The 20,719-nt window shown below is 78.1% G+C and carries 17 protein-coding genes and 1 riboswitch; of the genes, 16 read left to right on the forward strand and 1 reads right to left on the reverse strand.

Annotation, left to right across the window (positions count from 1 at the left end):
* Positions 1-18: 18 nt before the first annotated feature.
* Entirely contained in the window at positions 19-600 is a 582-nt protein-coding gene (locus tag C7Y72_RS06925; protein WP_107568000.1) for a hypothetical protein, read from the forward strand.
* A gap of 217 nt (positions 601-817) precedes the next feature.
* Here the strand turns inward: C7Y72_RS06925 and bluB are convergent, their stop codons facing one another.
* Positions 818-2,629, reverse strand: a complete 1,812-nt coding sequence (gene bluB, locus C7Y72_RS06930; protein ID WP_107568002.1) for a 5,6-dimethylbenzimidazole synthase — start codon at positions 2,627-2,629, stop codon at positions 818-820.
* An 88-nt stretch (positions 2,630-2,717) separates the two neighbouring features.
* A riboswitch (cobalamin riboswitch) is annotated at positions 2,718-2,837 on the forward strand.
* 49 nt (positions 2,838-2,886) lie between these two features.
* Between bluB and C7Y72_RS06935 the strand changes: the two genes are divergently transcribed.
* From C7Y72_RS06935 to C7Y72_RS07005, 15 genes are read left to right on the forward strand one after another with little or no spacing between them, the layout of a single operon-like run.
* Positions 2,887-3,075 carry a CbtB domain-containing protein gene (locus C7Y72_RS06935; protein WP_107568004.1) on the forward strand — a complete coding sequence of 63 codons (189 nt, stop codon included), beginning with the start codon at positions 2,887-2,889 and terminating at the stop codon, positions 3,073-3,075.
* A gap of 18 nt (positions 3,076-3,093) precedes the next feature.
* The gene (locus C7Y72_RS06940; protein ID WP_107568006.1) at positions 3,094-3,846 is read left to right on the forward strand and encodes a CbtA family protein; all 753 of its coding nucleotides are present in this window, start codon (positions 3,094-3,096) and stop codon (positions 3,844-3,846) included.
* Between the two features lie 8 nt (positions 3,847-3,854).
* On the forward strand, positions 3,855-4,538 hold the full coding sequence (locus C7Y72_RS06945) for a histidine phosphatase family protein (protein WP_199223867.1): 684 nt from the start codon (positions 3,855-3,857) through the stop codon (positions 4,536-4,538).
* The gene (locus C7Y72_RS06950; protein WP_107568008.1) at positions 4,535-5,461 is read left to right on the forward strand and encodes a CobD/CbiB family cobalamin biosynthesis protein; all 927 of its coding nucleotides are present in this window, start codon (positions 4,535-4,537) and stop codon (positions 5,459-5,461) included. Before C7Y72_RS06945 ends, C7Y72_RS06950 begins: the two co-directional genes overlap by 4 nt.
* Complete coding sequence (locus tag C7Y72_RS06955; protein WP_107568010.1) at positions 5,458-6,996, forward strand: cobyric acid synthase; 1,539 nt, start codon at positions 5,458-5,460, stop codon at positions 6,994-6,996. Before C7Y72_RS06950 ends, C7Y72_RS06955 begins: the two co-directional genes overlap by 4 nt.
* On the forward strand, positions 6,981-10,781 hold the full coding sequence (gene cobN, locus C7Y72_RS06960) for a cobaltochelatase subunit CobN (RefSeq protein ID WP_107568012.1): 3,801 nt from the start codon (positions 6,981-6,983) through the stop codon (positions 10,779-10,781). Before C7Y72_RS06955 ends, cobN begins: the two co-directional genes overlap by 16 nt.
* On the forward strand, positions 10,778-12,727 hold the full coding sequence (locus tag C7Y72_RS06965; RefSeq protein ID WP_158276701.1) for a VWA domain-containing protein: 1,950 nt from the start codon (positions 10,778-10,780) through the stop codon (positions 12,725-12,727). Before cobN ends, C7Y72_RS06965 begins: the two co-directional genes overlap by 4 nt.
* Entirely contained in the window at positions 12,724-13,344 is a 621-nt protein-coding gene (gene cobO, locus C7Y72_RS06970) for a cob(I)yrinic acid a,c-diamide adenosyltransferase (protein WP_107568015.1), read from the forward strand. The genes C7Y72_RS06965 and cobO overlap by 4 nt, the downstream gene beginning before the upstream one ends.
* Positions 13,341-14,231: an alkaline phosphatase family protein gene (locus tag C7Y72_RS06975; RefSeq protein WP_146175285.1), complete on the forward strand. Its 891-nt coding sequence runs from the start codon at positions 13,341-13,343 to the stop codon at positions 14,229-14,231. The genes cobO and C7Y72_RS06975 overlap by 4 nt, the downstream gene beginning before the upstream one ends.
* A complete protein-coding gene (locus tag C7Y72_RS06980; protein WP_107569667.1) occupies positions 14,228-15,601 on the forward strand; it encodes a cobyrinic acid a,c-diamide synthase CobB in 1,374 nt (457 codons plus the stop codon). The genes C7Y72_RS06975 and C7Y72_RS06980 overlap by 4 nt, the downstream gene beginning before the upstream one ends.
* A complete protein-coding gene (locus C7Y72_RS06985; protein ID WP_199223868.1) occupies positions 15,598-17,238 on the forward strand; it encodes a bifunctional adenosylcobinamide kinase/adenosylcobinamide-phosphate guanylyltransferase in 1,641 nt (546 codons plus the stop codon). The genes C7Y72_RS06980 and C7Y72_RS06985 overlap by 4 nt, the downstream gene beginning before the upstream one ends.
* Positions 17,235-18,455 (forward strand): precorrin-6y C5,15-methyltransferase (decarboxylating) subunit CbiE, encoded by a 1,221-nt coding sequence (gene cbiE / locus C7Y72_RS06990; protein ID WP_107568021.1) that lies wholly within the window; start codon positions 17,235-17,237, stop codon positions 18,453-18,455. The genes C7Y72_RS06985 and cbiE overlap by 4 nt, the downstream gene beginning before the upstream one ends.
* The gene (gene cobM, locus C7Y72_RS06995) at positions 18,452-19,204 is read left to right on the forward strand and encodes a precorrin-4 C(11)-methyltransferase (protein ID WP_107568024.1); all 753 of its coding nucleotides are present in this window, start codon (positions 18,452-18,454) and stop codon (positions 19,202-19,204) included. The genes cbiE and cobM overlap by 4 nt, the downstream gene beginning before the upstream one ends.
* Positions 19,201-19,962 carry a precorrin-6A synthase (deacetylating) gene (cobF, locus tag C7Y72_RS07000; RefSeq protein WP_107568025.1) on the forward strand — a complete coding sequence of 254 codons (762 nt, stop codon included), beginning with the start codon at positions 19,201-19,203 and terminating at the stop codon, positions 19,960-19,962. The genes cobM and cobF overlap by 4 nt, the downstream gene beginning before the upstream one ends.
* Complete coding sequence (locus C7Y72_RS07005; protein ID WP_199223869.1) at positions 19,959-20,699, forward strand: cobalt-precorrin-6A reductase; 741 nt, start codon at positions 19,959-19,961, stop codon at positions 20,697-20,699. Before cobF ends, C7Y72_RS07005 begins: the two co-directional genes overlap by 4 nt.
* The last annotated feature ends 20 nt before the right edge of the window (positions 20,700-20,719 follow it).

A 20,719-nucleotide genomic window follows, 5' to 3' on the forward strand; every position in this document is an offset into this window, starting at 1 on the left:
CTCCGACCCACCGGATCGATGAGCGACTCCCGTCCCACCCCGTCCCCCGCGGCCGAGCGTCCCGCTGTCGCGCGGCGCTGGACGCCGCGCTGGATCGCCGGCGTGATCGCGCTGGTCGTCGCCGTGGTCGGCACGATCGCGGTCGGCCTGCAGGCCGGCTCGGACCTGCCGGGCGGACCCGACGTGCTGCGCGTGGCGTCCGCGACGCGCCTGGCCCCGACCGACCCCGCACCCGCGGCCCGCGACGGGCGGCTCGCGCTCGCCGTGGAGGGCGTCGCGTTCCCGGACCTCACCGGCCGCCCGCTGCGCTGGCAGGCCGTCGGCGCGCGCCGTGACGAGCTCGGCGGCCGCGCGATCACGACGGTCGCCTATCGCGACCCGGCGGGCGTCGCGATCGGCTACTCGATCGTGGCGGGGGCCGCCCTGGCCGCGAACCCGGGGGACGGCTCCGTCGAGCGCGACGGCACGACCTACCGCGTCTTCAACCGCGGCGGCCGCATCACGCTCGCCTGGGAGCGCGACGGCCACACCTGCGTCCTCGACGCCCCGCCCTCGGTCGACGTGCAGCGCCTCGTCGACGCGGCCGCCGCCGGCGCGTAGCCGGGCCGCGCCCGCGATCCGGGCGTTCTGGGTGATCCGGGACCCGTATGTGGCGCTCGGGTCACCCAGTACGGGGTGGGGTGCGTGGCGTGGGCGCGGCGCGGTGGCCGCGCGGACCGCGCCCGCCGTGGGCGTTCTGGGTGATCTGAGGCCCATATATGGCGCTCGGATCACCCAGCACGGGGGTGGGAGGTGCGCCCGCGCCCGCCGCGCGGCGTCAGGGGCGTTCGCGGAAGGCGCCCATCTCGCGGTGCAGGCGGCCGGCCTGGGCGATCAGGGGGAGGGCGAGCAGGGCGCCCGAGGCCTCACCGAGGCGCAGACGCAGGTCGAGCAGCGGCTCGAGGCCGAGCTCGGCGAGCACGAGGCCGTGCGCGGGCTCGGCGGAGCGGTGACCGGCGATCAGGTGCTCGGCGAGGAGCGGCTCCTCCCGGACCGCGCACAGCGCCGACACGCTCGCCGCGTACCCGTCCAGCACGACCGGCAGCCGGCGGGCCGCCGCGCGCGCGGTCGCCCCGGCGAGCGCCGCCAACTCCAGGCCCCCGGCCGTCCGCAGCGCCTCATGGCCACCGAGCGCGCGCCCGCCGACCCGGGTCAGGACCGCCTCCACCGCGGCGCGCTTGCGGGCGATCCCGGCGTGGTCGCTGCCGGTGCCCCGCCCGACCAGCCGCTCCGGGCCGGCCACGCCGAGGACCGCGGCCAGCGCCGCCGCGGTCGTCGTGTTGCCGATGCCGATCTCCCCGAGCACGACGCAGTCGACGCCCGCGTCGGCGAGCTCGTCGACGAGCGTCGCGCCCGCCTCGAGCGCCGCCCGCAGCTGCGCCGCCGACAGCGCGTCCTCGCCGACGAGATCCGCCGTGCCGTCCGCGATCCGCAGGTCCCGCACGCCCGGCACCCGCGGTCCGCGCAGCCCGACGTCCGCCGCGAGCAGCCGGTGACCACCCGCCGCGCACAGCACCGCGACCGCGGTCTCACCGCGGCCGGTGGCGGCGAGGATCTCCCCCGACACGGTGCCGTCGAAGAGGCTCGTCCCGCGGCCGACGTGCCCGTGGTCGGCGGCCGCCACCAGGACCCCGGCGCGCAGCTGCGCGGGCGGGGCGGCGCCGGTGATCGACGCCCACCGCTCGACCACCGCGTGCAGGGCGCCGAGACTCCCGGTCGGCGTGACGAGCTCGTCGAAGCGGTCCCGGGCGGCGACGAGCGCCCGGACGTCCGGCCCCGCACCGGCGAGCCCGTCACGGCCGGCGGAGGACGAGGCCCCGGCCGCTCGGGCGCGGGCGCTCACCGGCGCGGCGTCGTCCCAGCGGTCCTCCATCACCACGTCCCGCAGCGGCAGGCGCGCCGCCCAGCCCGCGGCCTCCAGGCCCGGCCGCACCGGTCGCTCGTCCGGCCAGCCGAGGCACAGCCACGCCATCGGCTCGACCCGCGCCGGGATCCCGAGCAGCTCGCGCAGGTCGTCGGGCCGGTAGAAGCTCACCCAGCCGACGCCCAGGCCCTCCGCCCGCGCGGCGAGCCACACGTTCTGGATCGCGCACGCCGTCGAGTACACGTCGGTCTCCGGGATCGTGCCGCGGCCGAACACCTCGGCGCCGTCCTCGCCGCGGTCGCAGCAGACGACCAGGCCGATCGGGGCCTCCACGACCCCCTCGATCTTCTGGTCCAGGAAGTGCCCGGCGCGCTCGTCGAACCGCTCCGCCTGTCGCAGACGCTCCCGCTGCGCGATCGTCCGCATCGCGCTGCGCGTGCCCCGGTCGCGCACCACCACGAACCGGGTCGGCTGCATCAGCCCGACGCTCGGCGCCCGGTGGCCGGCGGTCAGGACGCGCTCGAGGACGTCGTCGGGGATCGCGTCCGCGCGGAACCGACGGATGTCCCGGCGCTGCTCGATCACCGCGTGGACCGCGGCACGGGCGTCGTCCGCGAACCGCCACGCGCGAGGGTCCGCCGCCCGCTCCGCGGCCCGTGACGGATCGAATCCCGCCGGGGTCGGCGGGCGCACGAACGCGTCGGAGGACGACGGGGGCCGGGACATGGGGGCGACAACGGTAACGCGACACGGCGTCGTTGACGTTCGTGCGCCGCGTTCGCTAGGTTGGCCGACGAACCACGTGGCGGCGCGCAGGAACCCGGTTGAAATCCGGGGCGGTCGCGCCACTGTGTCCGGGGAGCGACCCTCAAGCAGCCACGGCCCGCAACGGGCTGGAAGGCGAGGCGAGCAGCGATCCGGGAGCCAGGACACTCCGCCCGCCACGGCCCATCGATTCGGGACGCCTGATCCCGGGAGGCCTCATGAACACCACCGCTGCGCCCACGCCCGTCCCCGTCCGCGATCTGCTCCCCGCGATCGTCGCGGCGGCCGCGATGCTGGTGCTGCTGTACCTCGTCCAGTTCGACCAGGGCGCCGTCTCGCAGACCGGCAGCTTCCTGCACGAGCTGGTCCACGACGCCCGGCACCTGCTGGGCGTGCCCTGCCACTAGCGGCCAGGGGACATAGCCATGACCTGGGCTCCCATCCGCCGGGGGGTCGTCGTCGGCGTGCTCGCCGGGCTGCTCGCCGGCCTGTTCGCGTACCTCGTCGGCGAGCCGCTCGTGCAGGACGCCATCGACATCGAGGAGTCGAAGGCCGCCGCGCACGCCGGCCTGACCTTCATCCCCGCCCACATCTCCGACGTCGTCGTCTCCCGGGACGCGCAGCGCGGAGGCCTGTTCCTCGGCAACGTCCTCTACGGCGTCGCCATGGGCCTGATCTTCGCGGTCGTGTTCCTCGCGGTCCGCGGCCGCGGCCGCGCCCGCAGCGACTGGCAGCTGTCGCTCGTCATCGCCGGCTGCGCGTTCGTGGCGCTCGTCGCGCTCCCGTTCGTGAAGTACCCGGCCAACCCGCCCGCCGTCGGCGACCCCGACACGATCGGGGACCGCACCGCCTACTACGTGATCCTGCTCGTCGCCGGCGCCCTGTCGGTGCTCGCCGCGATCCGCGTCGGCCGGCTCGCCGAGAGCGGCGGGGAGGAGCCGTGGCGCCGGCCGCTGGCGATGGTCCTGACGTTCGGGGTGCTCGCGCTCGTCCTCGTGCTCGCGCTGCCCGACGTCGACGAGGTGCCGTCGGACTTCCCGGCGTCGCTGCTGTGGCAGTTCCGGCTCAGCTCGCTGGGCACGCAGCTCGTCTTCTGGACGTCGCTGGGGATCGGCTATGGCATCGCCGCCGACCGGGCGCTGCGCCCCGCCGCCGCGCGGGCCGCGGTGACGACCTAGGAGGCCCGGTGCGACGGCTGGTGCTGGTCCGGCACGCGCGCACCGCCGCGGTGCGCGCCGCCGGCTTCCCCACCGACGACGAGCCGCTGGACGCGACCGGCGTGGCCGCCGCCCGCGCCGGGGCCGCCGCGGTCGCCGCCGCGGGCTGGGCGCGCGACGGCGCGCTGCGCTCCCCCCTGCCGCGGGCGGGCGAGACCGCCGCGCTGCTGGGCCTGCCCGACGCGACGCCCGTCGCCGCCCTGGCCGAGGCCGACTTCGGACGCTGGGCGGGGCGCACCCTCGCCGAGGTCGCCGCGGGGGACCCCGACGCGGTCACCGCCTGGATGACCGATCCCGCCGCGGCGCCGCACGGCGGCGAGTCGCTGGCCGACGTCGTCGCGCGGGTCGGCGCGTGGCTCGACACGCGGGCCGCGCCCGGCGGGCCGGAGGGCCGGATGCTCGCGGTCACGCACGGCGGCGTGGTGAAGGCCGCGCTCGTCCACGCGCTCGGCGCGCCGCTCGACGCGTTCTGGCGCCTGGACGTCGCGCCGCTCGGCGTGACCGAGCTGCACGCGCACGACGGCCGCTGGACCGTCGCCGGGGTCAACCGGCCGCTCGTCGCCGCCCCCGCCCCCGCAGCCGACGCGGCCGTCACGCCCGACCGCCGCGGCCGCGAGCCGCGCGCGCTCGGCGCGGTCTGGGGCGGCCGATGAGCGCGGCCGCGCTGCTCGGCGGCTGGACCGCCGACGCGCTCCTGGGCGACCCGCGCCGCGGCCACCCGGTCGCCGGGTTCGGCCACGTCGCGTCCCGCGTGGAGGCCGCCGCGCACGCCCCGCGCCGCGGCCGCGGCGCGGCGTGCGTCGCCGCGCTCGTCGGCGGGACCGCGCTGCTGGCCGAGCTCGCCGCCCGTCGGCTCGGCCGCGGTCCGGTGCTCGTCGCGGTCACCTGGGCGGCGCTCGGCGGTCGCTCGCTCGGCACCGTCGCCGCGCGGATCGCCGCGCACCTGCACCGCGACGATCTCGCCGGCGCGCGCACCGCGCTGCCCGCGCTCGTCGGCCGCGACCCGGCGGCGCTCGACGCCGACGGCGTCGCCCGCGCGGTCGTCGAGAGCGTGGCCGAGAACACGAGCGACGCGGTCGTCGGCGCGCTCTTCTGGGGTGCGGTCGCCGGGCCCGCCGGGGTCGCCGGGTTCCGTGCCGCGAACACGCTCGACGCCATGTGGGGGCATCGCTCCGACCGCTACGCCGACTTCGGCTGGGCGGCCGCCCGGCTCGACGACGCGCTCGGCGCCGCGCCCGCCCGGCTCACCGCGGCGCTCACCGCCGCCGCCGCACCGCTCGTCGGCGGCTCCCCCGCCCGGGCGCTCGCCGCCGCCCGCTCCCCGGCCGCGCTCGCCCACCCGTCCCCCAACGCGGGCGTCGTCGAGGCCGCGTTCGCCGGGGCGCTCGGCGTGCGGCTCGGCGGGCGCCTGAGCTACAACGGTCGCACCGAGGACCGCCCGGTCCTGCACGCGCCCGGACGGCCGGTCGCGGTCGGCGACGTCGCGCGCGTGGTCCGGCTCTCCCGCGCGGTCGGGCTCGGGGCCGCGGGCGTCTGCGCGCTCGCCCGCCACGCCGTCCGGAGGACCGGGCGATGAGGGGCGCACTGCTCGTCACCGGCACCCACTCCGACGCGGGCAAGTCGCTCGTCACCGCCGGCATCTGCCGCTGGCTGCACCGCCAGGGCGTGCGGGTCGCGCCGTTCAAGGCGCAGAACATGGCGCTCAACAGCGTCGTGACGCGGGACGGCGGGGAGATCGGCCGCGCCCAGGCCGTGCAGGCCGCCGCCTGCGGCCTCGAGCCGCAGATCGCGATGAACCCGATCCTCATCAAGCCCTCCGGCTCCGGGCACAGCCAGGTGATCGTCAACGGCCGCCCGTACGCGGACGCCGACGCGCGCAGCTACCAGTCGCTGAAGGACGAGCTGAAGCCGATCGTCGCGCGGGCGCTCGCCGACCTGCGCGCCCGCTACGACGTCGTCATCTGCGAGGGCGCCGGCTCCCCCGCCGAGATCAACCTCCGCCACGCCGACCTCACGAACATGGGGCTCGCGCGCGCCGCCGGCCTGCCGGTCCTGCTCGTCGGCGACATCGACCGGGGCGGCGTCTTCGCGTCGCTCATCGGGACGCTCGCCGCCCTGGACCCCGACGACCAGGCGCACGTCGGCGGCTACCTCGTCAACAAGTTCCGCGGCGACCTCGGGATCCTCGCCCCCGGACTCGAGGACCTCCGCGCCCGCACCGGCCGCCCGACGCTCGGGGTGCTGCCGTTCGCCGAGGACCTGTGGCTCGACGTCGAGGACTCGCTCGCGCTCGACGCGCGCGCCGACCGCACCGCCCCGGACGTCGCCGCCGCCGACGTGCTCGACGTCGCCGTGCTGCGCCTGCGCTGGATGAGCAACTTCACCGACGTCGACGCGCTCGCCTCCGAGCCCGGCGTGCGCGTGCGCTTCACGCGCTCGCCCGCCGACGTCGCGCGCGCCGACCTCGTCGTCATCCCCGGTACCAAGGCGACGGTCGAGGACCTCGCCCGCCTGCGCGCCGACGGCCTCGACCGCGCGCTCGCCGACCGCGCGGCCGCCGGGGGCGCGATCCTCGGCATCTGCGGCGGCTACCAGCTGCTCGGCGCCCGGATCGAGGACGACGTCGAGTCGCGGCGCGGCGTCGTCGACGGGCTCGGGCTGCTGCCGGTCGCGACGCGGTTCGCCCCCGACAAGGTCCTGCGCACCTGCACCGGGACCGCGCCGGACCTCGACGCGCCCGCCGGCGGCTACGAGATCCGGCACGGCCGCGTCGCGACGACCGGCGGACGGCCGTGGCTGCGCCACGACGACGGCACCGACGAGGGCTGCGTCGCCGGCGCGGTCCGCGGCACCTCGTGGCACGGCGTGCTCGAGCACGACGCCCTGCGCCGCGCGCTCCTGCGCGACGTCGCCACGCGGACCGGCCGCGCGTTCCGTCCCGGGACCGCGTCGTTCGCCGCCGTCCGCGCCGCCCACCACGACACGCTCGGCGACCTCGTCGAGCAGCACGTCGACACCGCCGCGCTCACCGACCTCATCACCGGCGGGGTCCCCGCCGGGCTGCCCTCGCTCACCCTGACCCTGGAGGCGCCCGCGTGCTCCGCTTCGTGACGACCGCCGACACCGAGATCCTCGCCACCGCCGGAGCGGTCCGCCGGCTCCCCGACGACTTCCCCGAGGTGCGCTGCGCCAACCCGCGCGGCACCCGCGAGATCGAGGCCTTCTGCGACCACGTCCTCGACGGGGCGCGCGTCGTCGTCCTGCGCGTGCTCGGCGGCCGCCGCGGCTGGGACGGCGGCGTCGACCGGCTCGCGCAGCGCTGCCGCGAGGAGGGCGTCGCGCTGATCGCGCTCGGCGGCGAGGCGCGACCCGACGCGGAGATGACCGCGCTCTCCACCGTGCCCGCGGGCGCGGTCGCGCAGGCGGGCGAGTACCTCGCCTCCGGGGACGTCGGCAACGTCGAGCAGCTGCTGCGGTTCCTCGCCGACACGTTCCTGCTCGAGGGCTTCGGCTTCGAGGCGCCCGCGCCCGTCGAGCAGGTCGGCGTGTACCTCCCCGGCCGCGGCGACGTCACCGTCGAGGAGGCGCTCGCCGACCGCGACCCCGCCCGGCCCGTCGTCGGCATCACCTTCTACCGCTCCCACCGCCTCACGGGGAACACGGACTTCGTCGACGGGCTCTGCGCGGCGATCGAGCGCGCCGGGGGGACGCCGCTGCCCGTCTGGTCCTACACGCTGCGCCGCGGCACCCACGACGGCCGCGTCGCCGCCCTGGACCTCCTCGACGGGCACGTCGACGCGCTCATCACCACGATGCTCGCGACCGGCGGCTCCAACGCCGGGGACGCCGCCGACCCGGCCTCGGGCGAGGACCGCATGGACTGGGACGCCAGCGCGCTCGAGGCGCTCGACGTCCCGGTGATCCAGGCGCTCTGCGTGACCCGCAGCCGCGCGCACTGGAGCGAGCACGACGAGGGCCTGCCGCCGATCGACGCCGCCACCCAGGTCGCGATCCCCGAGTTCGACGGACGCATCATCGCCGGCCCGATCTGCTTCAAGGAGGCCGTCGAGGAGGAGGGCGTGCGCGGCGTCGGCTGCCCCGTCCCCCGCTACGTGCCCGACGCGGAGCGCTGCGACCGGCTCGCCGGGCTCGTGCTGCGTCACGCCCGGCTGCGCGACCCGTTCCGGCCGGCGTCGCCGCGGATCGCGATCGTGCTGACCGCGTTCCCGACGAAGCACGCCCGCATCGGGATGGCCGTCGGCCTCGACACGCCCGCGAGCGCGATCCGGCTCCTGCACGCGCTGCGCGGGGACGGCGTCGACGTGCGCGACATCCCCGCCGACGGCGACGCGCTCATGCACGAGCTCATCGCCGCGGGCGGCCACGACCCCGAGTTCCTCACCGACCGCATCCTCGCGCAGGCCCCGCTGCGGCTGCGCTCCCAGGAGTACCTCGACTTCTACGCGACGCTCGACGAGGACCTCCGCGCGTCGATGGAGGAGCAGTGGGGCCAGGCGCCCGGGGACCGCTACCGCGACACCTCCGACGGCCGCGACGACCTGGTCATCGCGGGCGTCGAGTACGGCGACGTCGTCGTCCTCATCCAGCCGCCGCGCGGCTACGGGGAGGACCAGGTCGGCATCTACCACGACCCCGAGCTCGCCCCCGCCCACCACTACCTCGCCGCGTACCGCTGGCTGGACCGCCACTGGCGGGCCGACGCGGTCGTGCACCTGGGCAAGCACGGCACGCTGGAGTGGACGCCCGGCAAGATGCTCGCGCTGTCGCGCGGTTGCGCCCCCGACGTCGCGCAGGCCGACATGCCGCTCGTCTACCCGTTCGTCGTCAACGACCCCGGGGAGGGCGCGCAGGCCAAGCGCCGCGCGCACGCCGTCGTCGTCGACCACCTCGTGCCGCCGATGATGCGCGCCGAGAGCTACGACGAGCTCGCCGACCTCGAGGGCCTGATGGACGAGTACGCGCGCCTGGAGGTCCTCGACCCGAGCAAGCTCCCCGGCCTCGGCGCGGAGATCTGGAAGGCGATCCAGGCCGCGAACCTCCACGACGACCTCGGGCTGTCCGCCGAGGAGGAGCCCGACGACGCCGGCACGCTCGTCGAGCACCTCGACGGGTACCTCTGCGAGGTCAAGGACGTCCAGATCAAGGACGGCCTGCACGTCCTCGGCGCGCCGCCCGCGGGGCCGCAGCTGCGCGGCCTCGTCGCCGCGATCGCGCGCCACGCGACGACCGTCGCCCCCGGACTGCGCGAGGCGATCGGCGCGGCGTTCGGCCTCGACGAGCCCGCGCTCGTCGCCGCGCCCGGCGAGCGCGTCCCCGCCGACGCGAGCGCCGCGCTGCTGGCCCGCTTCCCGGGCACGGGCTACCGGGGCAGCGACCTGCTCGACCGGCTGCAGGAGGCGCAGGACACGCTGCTGGACGACCTCGCCGACCGCGACTGGGACCCGGCGCAGGCGCCGGGCGCGGTCCGCGACGTGCTCGGTCTCGACCCGACGGTCGCGGGCGCCGGGATCGTCCGGGCGCTCGAGCACGCGGCCGGCACGATCGTCCCCGCGCTGCGGCGCTCCACCGACGAGATGACGAACGTGCTGCGCGCGCTGCACGGCCACCACGTGCCCGCCGGACCGTCCGGCTCCCCGACCCGCGGGCGCTTCGACGTCCTGCCGACCGGGCGCAACTTCTACACCGTCGACCCGCGCGCGCTGCCGTCGCCGCTGTCGTGGGAGACCGGGGTGAAGCTCGCCGACGCGGTCCTCGAGCGGCACGTCGCCGACACCGGCGAGCTGCCGCGCATGGTCGGGCTCGTGGCGTGGGGCACCGCGGCGATGCGCACCCAGGGCGACGACGCCGCCGAGGTCCTGGCGCTGCTCGGCGTGCGGCCGACCTGGCATCCGTCCTCGCGTCGCGTCACCGGCCTGGAGGTCGTGCCACTGGAGGAGCTCGGCCGCCCCCGGATCGACGTGACGCTGCGGATCTCCGGGTTCTTCCGCGACGCGTTCCCGCACCTGCTGACGCTGCTCGACGACGCGGTCGCGACGGTCGCCGCGCTCGACGAGCCCGACGAGCAGAACTACGTGCGCGCGCACGCCCGCGCGGAGGCGGCGGCGCTCGCCGACACCCTCGACGAGGCGGCCGCCTGGCGTCGCGCGACGACCCGCGTGTTCGGCTCCAAGCCCGGCACGTACGGGGCCGGCCTGATCCAGCTGCTGGAGACGCGCGACTGGCGCGACGACCAGGACCTCGCGCGCGTCTACGAGGCGTGGGGCGGGTTCGCGTACGGGCGCGGCCTGGACGGCGTGCCCGCCGGGGAGGCGATGCGCGCCGCGTTCCGTCGGATCGACGTCGCGGTCAAGAACGTCGACTCGCGCGAGCACGACCACCTCGACTCCGACGACTACTACCAGTATCACGGCGGCATGGTCGCGACCGTGCGGGCGCTCTCGGGCCGCGAGCCGGCCGCGTACCTCGGGGACTCCTCGGACCCGGCGCGCGTGCGGATGCGGACCGTGCAGGAGGAGACGCGCCGGATCTTCCGCGCGCGCGTCGCCAACCCGCGCTGGATCGGCTCGATGACCCGGCACGGCTTCAAGGGCGCCGCCGAGCTGTCGGCGACCGTCGACTACCTGTTCGGCTACGACGCCACCACCGGGGTGGCCGACGACTGGATGTACGAGCAGGTCGCCGAGAAGTACCTGCTGGACGAGGACATCGCCGCGTTCATGGACGAGGCGAACCCGTGGGCGGCGCGCGCGATCGCCGAGCGGCTGATCGAGGCCGCCGACCGCGGCCTGTGGGCGGCCCCGGCACCCGAGACGCTCGCCGCGGTCCGCGACCGCTACCTGGCGCTCGAGGGCGAGCTGGAGGAGGCCTCGGCGTGAGCACGTTCCCGCTGAGCGCGATCGTCGGCCAGGAGCCGCTCGTCGAGGCGCTGCTGGTCTGCGCCGTCGACCCCGGCGTCGGCGGCGTGCTCGTGCGCGGGGAGCGGGGGACCGCGAAGTCCACCGCGGTGCGGGCGCTGAGCGACCTGCTCGCGGATGACGGCCGGCTCGTGGAGGTGCCGCTCGGCACGACGCTCGACCGGCTCGTCGGCGCGCTGGACCTCGGGCGGGCGCTCGCCGGGGAGGCCGCCTACGAGGAGGGCCTGCTCGTGCGCGCGGACGGCGGGATGCTCTACGTCGACGAGGTGAACCTGCTGGCCGACCACCTCGTCGACGCGCTGCTGGACGCCGCCGCGACCGGGGTCGTGCGGGTCGAGCGGGAGGCGGTCTCGGTCACGCGCGAGTCGCGCTTCCTGCTCGTCGGGACGATGAACGCGGAGGAGGGCGAGCTGCGCCCGCAGCTGCTCGACCGCTTCGCGCTCGGGGTCGACGTGACGACCCCGCGGGATCCGGCCGTGCGCGCCGAGGTCGTCCGGCGCCGCCTGGCGTTCGAGGCGGACCGGGCCGGGTTCGTCGCCGCGTGGGCGTCCGCCGAGGCGACGCTGCGGGCGCGGATCGCCGCCGCCCGCGCGGTCCTGGCGCGCGTCGTGCTGCCGGAGCGCGAGCTGCTGCGGATCACCGGGGCGTGCGCGGCGCTCGGGCTCGACGGCGTGCGCGGCGACGTCGTCTGCGCACGCACCGCCCGGGTGCTGGCCGCGCTCGACGGGGTCGAGGTCGTCGACGCCGGGCACGTCGAGCGGGCGGCGCAGCTCGCGCTCGCGCACCGCCGCCGCCGCGACCCGCTGGAGCAGGCTGACGCGGGCCACGCCGAGATCGCCGACGCGGTCGCGGGCGCCGCACCCGACGGCGACCCGCCGCACGAGCCGCTGCCGGACGGGCCGGAGGGGCCGGACGGGCCGGGGGGCGGCGGAGGGTCGCGGCCGCCCGCCGGGGACGACGGCCCCGCGCGCGGCGGCGACCGCTCCCACGACGGACCCTGGACCCCGCCGTCCCGCTCGCACGACGCCCCGGCCCGTGCGCGGGACGGCGCGGCGCCCGACCCCGCCTGCGCGCAGGACGACCCGGCCCACGATGCGTCGGCTCGGCCGGGCGGCGAGCAGCCGGACCCGTCGGCTCGCGCCGCGGCCGCGGGCGGCGTCCCGGACCCCGAGCGTGCCGCGCTGCGCGCGCGGCTCGCGCTCGCCGGGCGCGGCGAGGGCCCGGCCGGGCGGCGCGGGCGCAGCGTCGGCCCGGACGCGGGCGTCATCGACACGCGCGCGGCCGAGCCCGGGGACCCGCTGGCGCTCGTCCCCACCCTGCTCGCGCGACTGCCGTACGAACCCCCGCACCCAGCGCGGGAAACGCACGGCGGTCGCACCGCGGTCCGCGCCGGCCGGGAGGGGGCGCTGCTCGTGCTCGTCGTCGACACCTCCGGCTCGATGGCCGCCCAGCGGCGCCTCGCCCGCGTCAAGGGCGCGCTGCTCGACACGCTCCGCGACGCGTACGCCCGCCGCGACCGCGTCGCGATCGTCGCCTTCCGCGACGCCGCCGCCACGCTCGTCGCGGCGCCCGGCACGCCGCTGGAGCAGGCCGCCGCGGCGGTCCGGGCGCTCCCCGCGGGCGGCCGCACGCCGCTGGCCGCCGGCCTCGACGCGGCCGCCGACGTCGTCCACCGCGAGCGCGTCCGCGACCCGCGGCGCCGCGCGCTCGTCGTCGTCCTCACCGACGGCCGCGCCCCGCAGGACCAGGCGGCCGCCACGCACGCCGCCGGGCGCCGCCTGGCGCAGCTCGCCGACGTCCACCTCGTCGACACCGAGGACGGCCCCGTCCGGCTCGGGCTCGCCGCCGAGCTCGCACGCGCCGCGGACGCCACCGTCACCACACTCAGCACCCGGAGGGCCGCATGAGCACCCCCACACCGCTCCAGAAGCACGGCGCGGACGTCGACGTCCCGCACACCCCCGACGACCGCGGCTCCGCCGAGCCCAAGCGCCGCAAGCCGCGCGACCGGCCGCTGGTCATCGTCATCACCGGTCACGGCAAGGGCAAGAGCACCAGCGCGTTCGGGATGCTCCTGCGCGCGTGGGCCCGCGGGTACCGCTGCGGCGTCTTCCAGCTCGTCAAGAGCGGCAAGTGGAAGGTCGGGGAGGCGAAGGCGGCGGAGGCGCTCGGCAACATCGACTGGGAGAAGATGGGCGACGGCTGGTCGTGGCTCTCCAAGGACCTCGAGGAGTCCGCCGACATGGCCCGCGCCGGCTGGGAGGAGGTCAAGCGCCGGATCGGCGACGAGCGCTACGAGTTCCTCGTCCTGGACGAGCTGACCTACCCGGTGACGTGGGGCTGGATCGACGTCGAGGACGTCGTCACCACGATCCGCGACCGGCCGGGCTTCCAGCACGTCGTCATCACCGGCCGCGACGCCGCCCCCGAGCTGCTGGAGCTCGCCGACCTCGTCAGCGACATCGGGAAGGTCAAGCACCCGATGGACCAGGGCATCCGCGCGCAGCAGGGGATCGAGTGGTGACCGCGTTCGAGGTCGTCCTCGACGGCGCCACCGAGCCGGTCGGCCCGCACCCGACGTCGCTGGAGCGCGCCGCCACCCCGACCCTCGACGAGCTCGCGCTGCGCGGCGAGGTCTCCTGGCGGCGGACGATCCCGCGCGGCCTGCCCGTCGGGACCGAGACCGCGATGCCGGTCCTGCTCGGCTGGACCCCGACCGCCCCGGTCGCGCGCGGCGCCCTCGAGGCCGCGGCGCGCGACCTGCCCGTCCCGGCCGGCCGGCGCGCCCACCGCCTCGACGGCCCCGGGATCGGGGACCTGCGCGCGCTGCGCGACGCCGGCTTCACGCTGCACGACCTCACGCGCCGCCGCGCGCTCGTGCCCGGTCACGGCGCACCCGTCCGGGGCGGGCTGGAGCCGCCGCGGACGGTCCTGGCGATCGGCGCCGGGCCGCTGCCCGCGCTGGGGTCCGACGTGCGCATCTGGGCCGACGGGCTCGTGCCCCCGCCGGTGCTCGACGCCCGGACCGTCGTCGTCGCCGCGGTCGGCGCGGCCGCCGGGGTCGCACGGCTGCTCGGCGCGGACGTGATCGTCCCTGACGGCGCCACCGGGGACACCGACAGCGACCTGCGCGCGAAGGCCCGCGCCGCGCTCGCCGCCGCCGACCGGCCCGGGGTCGCGCGCGTAGTCGTGCACGTCGGCGCGCCCGACGCGGCCGCGCACCGCCGCGACGCGGAGGCGAAGGTCTGCGCGATCGAGGCGGCCGACCGTCACGTGCTCGCCCCGCTGCTGGCCGCGGTCGCCGCCCGCCCCGGGCGCGCGTCGCTCGCGGCGGGCGCCGACCACGGCTGCGACCCCGCCACCGGCCGCCACCACGGCGCGCCCGTCCCGTGGGTCCGGTGGGCGTCGTGATCCCGCGCATCGTCGTCGCGGGCACCTCGTCCGGGGCCGGGAAGACCTCGGTCGCCTGCGGGATCATCGGCGCGCTGCGCGCCCGCGGGCACCGCGTGCAGGGGTTCAAGGTCGGCCCCGACTACATCGACCCGACGTACCACGCGCTCGCCGCCGGCCGCCCGGGCCGCAACCTCGACGCGTTCCTCAGCGGCGCCGAGCTGATCGCCCCGCTCGCCCGCCACGGCGCGACCGGGGCGGACATCGCGGTGGTCGAGGGCGTCATGGGCCTGTTCGACGGGGCGTCCGGCCGCGGCGAGCTCGCCTCCACCGCGCACGTCGCGAAGCTCCTGCAGGCCCCGGTCCTGCTCGTCGTCGACGCGGCGGCGATGGCCCGGTCCGCGGCGGCGATCGTGCACGGGTACCGCACGTTCGACCCCGAGGTCGACATCGCGGGCGTCGTGCTCAACCGCGTCGGCTCGGAGATCCACGAGCAGCTGCTGCGCGAGGCGATCGAGCCGCTCGGGGTCCCGGTCGTCGGCGCGATGCGGCGCGACGAGCGCGTCGCCGCCCCGGAGCGCCACCTCGGCCTCGTCCCCGCGGTCGAGCGGGAGACCCGCACCCGCGCCGCGCTCGACGCGCTGGCCGAGTGCGCGACCCGCTACGTGGACCTCGACGCCGTCGAGCGGCTCGCGCGCGCCGCGCCCGTGCTCCACGGGGAGGCGTGGACGCCCCTGGCGGCGGGCGACCGCCGCGCCCGCGCCCGCGTGGCGATTGCGCGCGGCCCCGCGTTCAGCTTCCACTACACGGAGAACCTCGAGCTGCTCGAGGCCGCGGGGGCGGAGCTCGTCCCGTTCGACCCGGTCGCCGACCCGCGGCTCCCGCAGGACACGGGCGCCCTCGTCCTCGCCGGCGGCTTCCCGGAGGTCCACGGCGAGGCGCTGGCGGAGAACCGCACGCTGCGCGAGGAGATCGCCGCGTTCGCGGCCGCGGGCGGACCGGTGCTCGCCGAGTGCGGGGGCCTGCTGTACCTCGCCCGCACGCTCGAGGGCCGCGCGATGTGCGGCGTGCTCGACATCGACGGCGTGATGGCCGGGCGGCTCACGCTCGGCTACCGCGAGGCGGTCGCGGCCGCCGACTCCCCGCTGTGGTCGGCGGGGGACACCGTCCGCGGGCACGAGTTCCACTACTCCACGGTCGTGCCGGGGGAGGGGACCGACGCCGCCTGGACGCTCACCGCTCGCGGGCGTTCCCGGCGCGAGGGCTTCGTCACCGCGGGCGTGCACGCCAGCTACCTGCACACGCACTGGGCGGCGACCCCGGCGGCGGCGACGCGGTTCGTCGACGGTGCCGTCCGCCATCGCGCGTCCCGGGTGGTCGCGCGCGCGTGAGCCTCGTCGTCGTCATCGGCGGGACCCGCTCCGGGAAGAGCGCGCGGGCGGAGGCGCTCGCGGCCGCGTCCGGGCTGTCCGTGACCTACGTCGCGACCGGCGCGGTCATCGACGGGGAGATGCGCGAGCGCGTCGCCCGCCACCGCGCGCGACGCCCGGCGCGGTGGGCGACCGTGGAGCCGGACGCCGACCCGCTCGCGGTCGCCGCCACGATCGCGCGCGACGGCGGCTGCGCGCTCGTCGACGGGATCGGGGGCTGGCTGGCGACCGCCCAGCACCACGGCACGGACCTCGCGGCGTGCGTCGCGGCGGCCCGCGAGCTGTCGACGCGCGGCGGCCGGGTGATCGTCGTGGCCGAGCACGCCGGTGCGGGCGTGACGCCGATGGACGCGCTCACCCGCGCGTGGGTCGACGCGGTCGGCGAGGTCACCCAGGCGCTCGTCGCCCGCGCGGAGGTCGCGGAGCTCGTCGTCGCCGGACGGGTCGTCCCGCTCGCCGCGGGCGCCCCGGCGGGGGGCGACCGGCCTCTTGTCGGCACGTCGGAGGGGGACGAGGTGCGCCCGGTCGCGCCCACCTCCGGCGCGGGCGGCGGCCCGCCCGACGACGCCCTCGCCGACCTGCGGGTGCACGGTGACGCGGCGCTGGCGCCCGGCCTCGCGGACCATGCGGTGAACGTGCTCGACGGCGGCCCGCCCGGCTGGCTGCGCGCCGCGCTGCGCACCGCCCTGGAGACGGCCGTCGATCGCTATCCCGACGAGCGCGACGCCTGCGCCGCGCTCGCCGCCCGTCACGGCCGCACCCCCGGGGAGGTCGTGCCGACCAACGGGGCCGCCGAGGCCCTGTGGCTGCTCGGTCCCGCGCTCGCGCCCCGGCACGCCGCGGTCGTCCACCCCGCGTTCACCGAGACCGAGGCCGGCCTGCGCGCCCACGGCATCCCCGTCACGCGCGTGCTGCGCGACCCCGACGCGGGCTTCGCGCTGCACCCGTCCGCCGTCCCCGCCGACGCGGACCTCGTCGTCGTCGGCAACCCCGCGTCCCCCTCCGGCACGCTGGACCCGGCCGCCGCGCTCCTGGCCCTGCGCGCCCCGGGCCGCACGGTCGTCGTCGACGAGGCGTTCCTCGACCTCGTGCCGGGGGAGCCGGGATCGCTCGCCGCCGAGCCGCTCCCGGACGTGATCGTGGTGCGGTCGCTGACGAAGTCGCTCGCGCTCGCCGGGGTGCGCGCCGGCTACGCCCTGGCCGCCCCCGCGCTCGCGCAGCGCCTGCGCGATGTGCGCCCGCCGTGGTCGGTCAACGCGCTCGCGCTCGCCGCGCTGCGGGCCGCGGCGGAGCGGCCCGACGCGCTCGCCGACGCCGCGCGCCGCGCCGAGGCCGAACGCGAGGACCTCGTCGCGCGGCTCGCCGACGCCGTTCCGGGCCTGCGGACCTGGCCGTCGGTGACGAACTTCGTGCTCGTCGAGATGCCCGACGGGCCCGGCGCCGTCGCCCGGCTGCGGGCCGACGGCATCGCGGTCCGGCACGCCGCCTCGTTCCCGGGCCTGCACGCGGGGCACGTGCGGCTCACCGCGCGCGACCCGCAGGCCAACGCGAGGCTCGTCGCCGCGCTCGCGGCCGCCGTCCCGGCAGGGGTCCGATGAGCGCCCCGGTCCAGGTCGTGGGCATCGGCGCCGACGGCTGGGCGGGCCTGGGCCCTGCCGCCCGCACCGCGATCGCGGACGCGCGCAGCCTGCTCGGCTCGCCGCGCCAGCTCGGGCTCGTCCCCGCCGAGGCGACCGCGGCGGACCGTCACGCCTGGCCGTCGCCGCTGCGCGACGCGTACGCCACGACGCTCCCGGCGCTCGCCGACGCGGGCGGGCTCGCCGTGCTCGCCTCCGGCGACCCGATGCTCCACGGCGTCGGCGCCACGCTCGCGGACCGCCTCGGCCCCGGGCGGCTGCGCGTCCACCCGCACGTGTCGGCGTTCCAGCTCGCCTGCGCCCGGCTGGGCTGGGCGGCGGCGACCGTCGAGCTCGTCAGCGCGGTCGCGCGGCCCGCGGACGTCGTCGCCACCCAGCTGCAGCCCGGCCGGCGGCTGGTCGCCTACGTCACGGGCCGTGACGGTGCGGCGCGCCTCGCCGCGGCGCTGCGCGAGCGCGCCCACGGCGCCAGCACGCTCGTCGTCGCCGAGCGGCTCGGCGCGCCGGACGAGCGCGTGACCCGCACGACCGCGGCGGCGTTCGACGGGGACGCCGACCCGCTGCACCTCGTCGCCGTCGAGGTCCGTCCCGACCACGCCGGGGTCCCGCTGCTCCCGCGCACCCCGGGCCTGCCCGACGAGGCCTACGCCCACGACGGCCAGCTCACCAAGCGGGACGTCCGCGCGATCACGCTCGCCGCCCTCGCCCCCGTGCCGCACGCCCTGCTCTGGGACGTCGGCGCGGGCTCCGGCTCGGTCGGCATCGAGTGGTGCCGCGCGGAGCCGACCGCGCGCACCCTGGGCTTCGAGCCCGACCCGGTCCGGGCCGCCCGGGCCCGCGAGAACGCGCGCACGCTCGGGGTGCCCGACCGGGTGGAGATCCGCGAGGGACGCGCCCCCGACGCGCTCGCCCAGGCGCCCGCCCCGGACGCGGTGTTCGTCGGCGGCGCCGTCAGCGTCCCCGGCGTGCTCGACGCCGCCTGGTCGGCGCTCGCGCCCGGCGGCCGACTGGTCGCCAACGCGGTCACGGTCGAGTCCGAGCAGGCGGTGATCGTCGCCCGGGCCGCACACGGCGGGCGGCTCGTGCGGATCCAGCTCGCGCACGCCGACGCGGTCGGCGCGTTCACCGCGATGCGCCCCGCGCTCCCGATCACGCAGTGGGCGGTGCGCAAGCCGTGACGGTCTTCTTCGTCGGCGCGGGCCCGGGCGCCGCGGACCTCCTGACGCTCCGCGCGGCCCGCGTGCTCGCCGCCGCCCCCGTCTGCGTGTACGCGGGCGCGCTCGTGCCCGAGGAGGTGCTCGCCCACTGCCCGCCCGGTGCCGAGCTCGTCGACTCCCAGCACCTCACGCTCGACGAGATCGAGGCGGTCCTCGCGCGCGCGCACGCGCGTGAGCAGGACGTCGCGCGCCTGCACTCGGGGGACCCGTCGCTCTACAGCGCGGTGACCGAGCAGGCGCAGCGACTGCGCGCCCGCGGCATCCCGTACGAGATCGTGCCGGGCGTCCCCGCCTACGCGGCCGCCGCGGCGACGATCGGCCGCGAGCTCACCGTGCCCGGGGTCGCGCAGACGGTCGTGCTGACCCGGCACGCCCGCCAGGCCACCGCGATGCCCGCCGGGGAGGAGCTCGACGGGCTCGCCGCGCACGGCGCGACGCTCGTGCTGCATCTCGCGACGCAGGCGCTCGACGAGCTCGCCCCGCGCCTCGCGCACCACTACGGGGCCGACTGCCCGGCGGTCGTGGTGGCGCGCGCATCGTGGCCGGACGAGCGGGTGCTGACCGGCACGCTCGCGACGATCGCCCGCCAGGTCGCCCAGGCCGGGGTCCGCCGGACCGCGACGATCCTCGTCGGTCCCGCGCTCGCGGGGGCGGACGCCGACGGGGCGTGCGCGTCGCACCTCTACAGCGCCGCGCGGGAGCGGCCGTGAGCGGCCGGCTGCTGCTCATCGGGATCGGCTGCGGCGACCCCGAGCACCTGACGCTGCGCGCCGCGCGCGCGATCGCCGAGCTCGACGTCCTGTTCGTCGTCACGAAGGGCCGCGGGCCCGACGACGAGCTCGTCGGGCTGCGCCGCGAGCTCGTCCGTCGCCACCGCCCGACGGGCGCGCCGCTGCGCGAGGTCGAGCTGGCCGACCCGCCGCGCCCGTGGCGGACCGCCCCGGACTACGCGGAGGCGGTCGCGACGTGGCGCGCCGGTCGCGCCGCCCTGTGGCGCGCGGCGCTCGCCGACATCGCCGACGGGCGGACCGGCGGGTTCCTCGTGTGGGGCGACCCGTCCCTGTACGAGTCGACGCTCGCGGTCGTGCAGGAGGTCCGGGAGGGCCTCGCTCTCGAGCTCGAGGTGATCCCGGGGGTGAGCAGCGTCCACGCGCTCACGGCCCGTCACGCGATCCCGCTCAACCGCGTCGGCGGGGCCGTCCAGATCATGCCCGCGCGCCGCCTGGCCGCGCACGGCATGCCCGACGGTGTGGACGACGTCGTGGTGATGCTCGACCCCGACTGCGCGTTCACGGCGCTCGACCCCGACGGCCTGGACATCCACTGGGGCGCGTTCGTCGGGACCCCGGACGAGCTGCTGCTCGCCGGGCCGCTCGCGCAGACCGGGCCGCGGATCGTCTCGGCGCGCGCCGCGGCGAAGGCCCGCAAGGGCTGGATGTTCGACCTCTACCTGCTGCGCCGCCGATGACCGCCGGCCGCGTGCTCGTGCTGGGCGGCACCGGCGAGGCGCGCGACCTCGCCGCGCTGCTCGTCGCCGACGGGGTGCCGGTGACGAGCTCCCTGGCGGGCCGGGTCGCCCGTCCGCGCCTGCCGGCCGGGGAGGTCCGGGTGGGCGGCTTCGGCGGCGTCGACGGCCTGCGCGCGTACCTGCGCGAGCACGCGGTGCGGGCCGTGGTCGACGCCACGCACCCGTTCGCCGAGCGCATCGGCGCGAACGCGGCCCGGGCCTGCGCGGCGGACGGCGTGCCGCTGCTGCGCCTGGCCCGGCCCGGATGGACGGAGCGTCCGGGGGACCGCTGGCACCGCGTGCCGGACCTGCCCACGGCCGCCGCGCTCGTCCGCGATCTCGGCGCGCGGGTCTTCCTGACGAGCGGCCGGCAGGGGCTCGGTGCGTTCTCGGGGGACGCGACGACCTGGTTCCTCGTCCGCACGGTCGACCCGCCCGACCCGGCGGACCTCCCGCCCCGTCACGAGCTGCTCCTGGACCGCGGCCCGTACCGGCGGGAGGGCGAGGGCGCGTTGCTCGACGCGCACCGCATCGACGTGCTCGTCACGAAGGACTCGGGGGGCGCGCTGACGGTCGCGAAGCTCGACGCGGCCCGCGAGCGCGGCCTGCCGGTCGTGGTCGTCGACCGGCCGCAGCGGGCGGCGGTCGAGCAGGTGTCGGACGCCGCCACGGCGGCCGCCTGGGTGCTGGCCCGCTAGCCCCGGCGACGCTGCCAGCG

It is taken from the genome of Paraconexibacter algicola, assembly GCF_003044185.1.
GTDB classification, from domain to species: Bacteria; Actinomycetota; Thermoleophilia; order Solirubrobacterales; family Solirubrobacteraceae; genus Paraconexibacter; species Paraconexibacter algicola.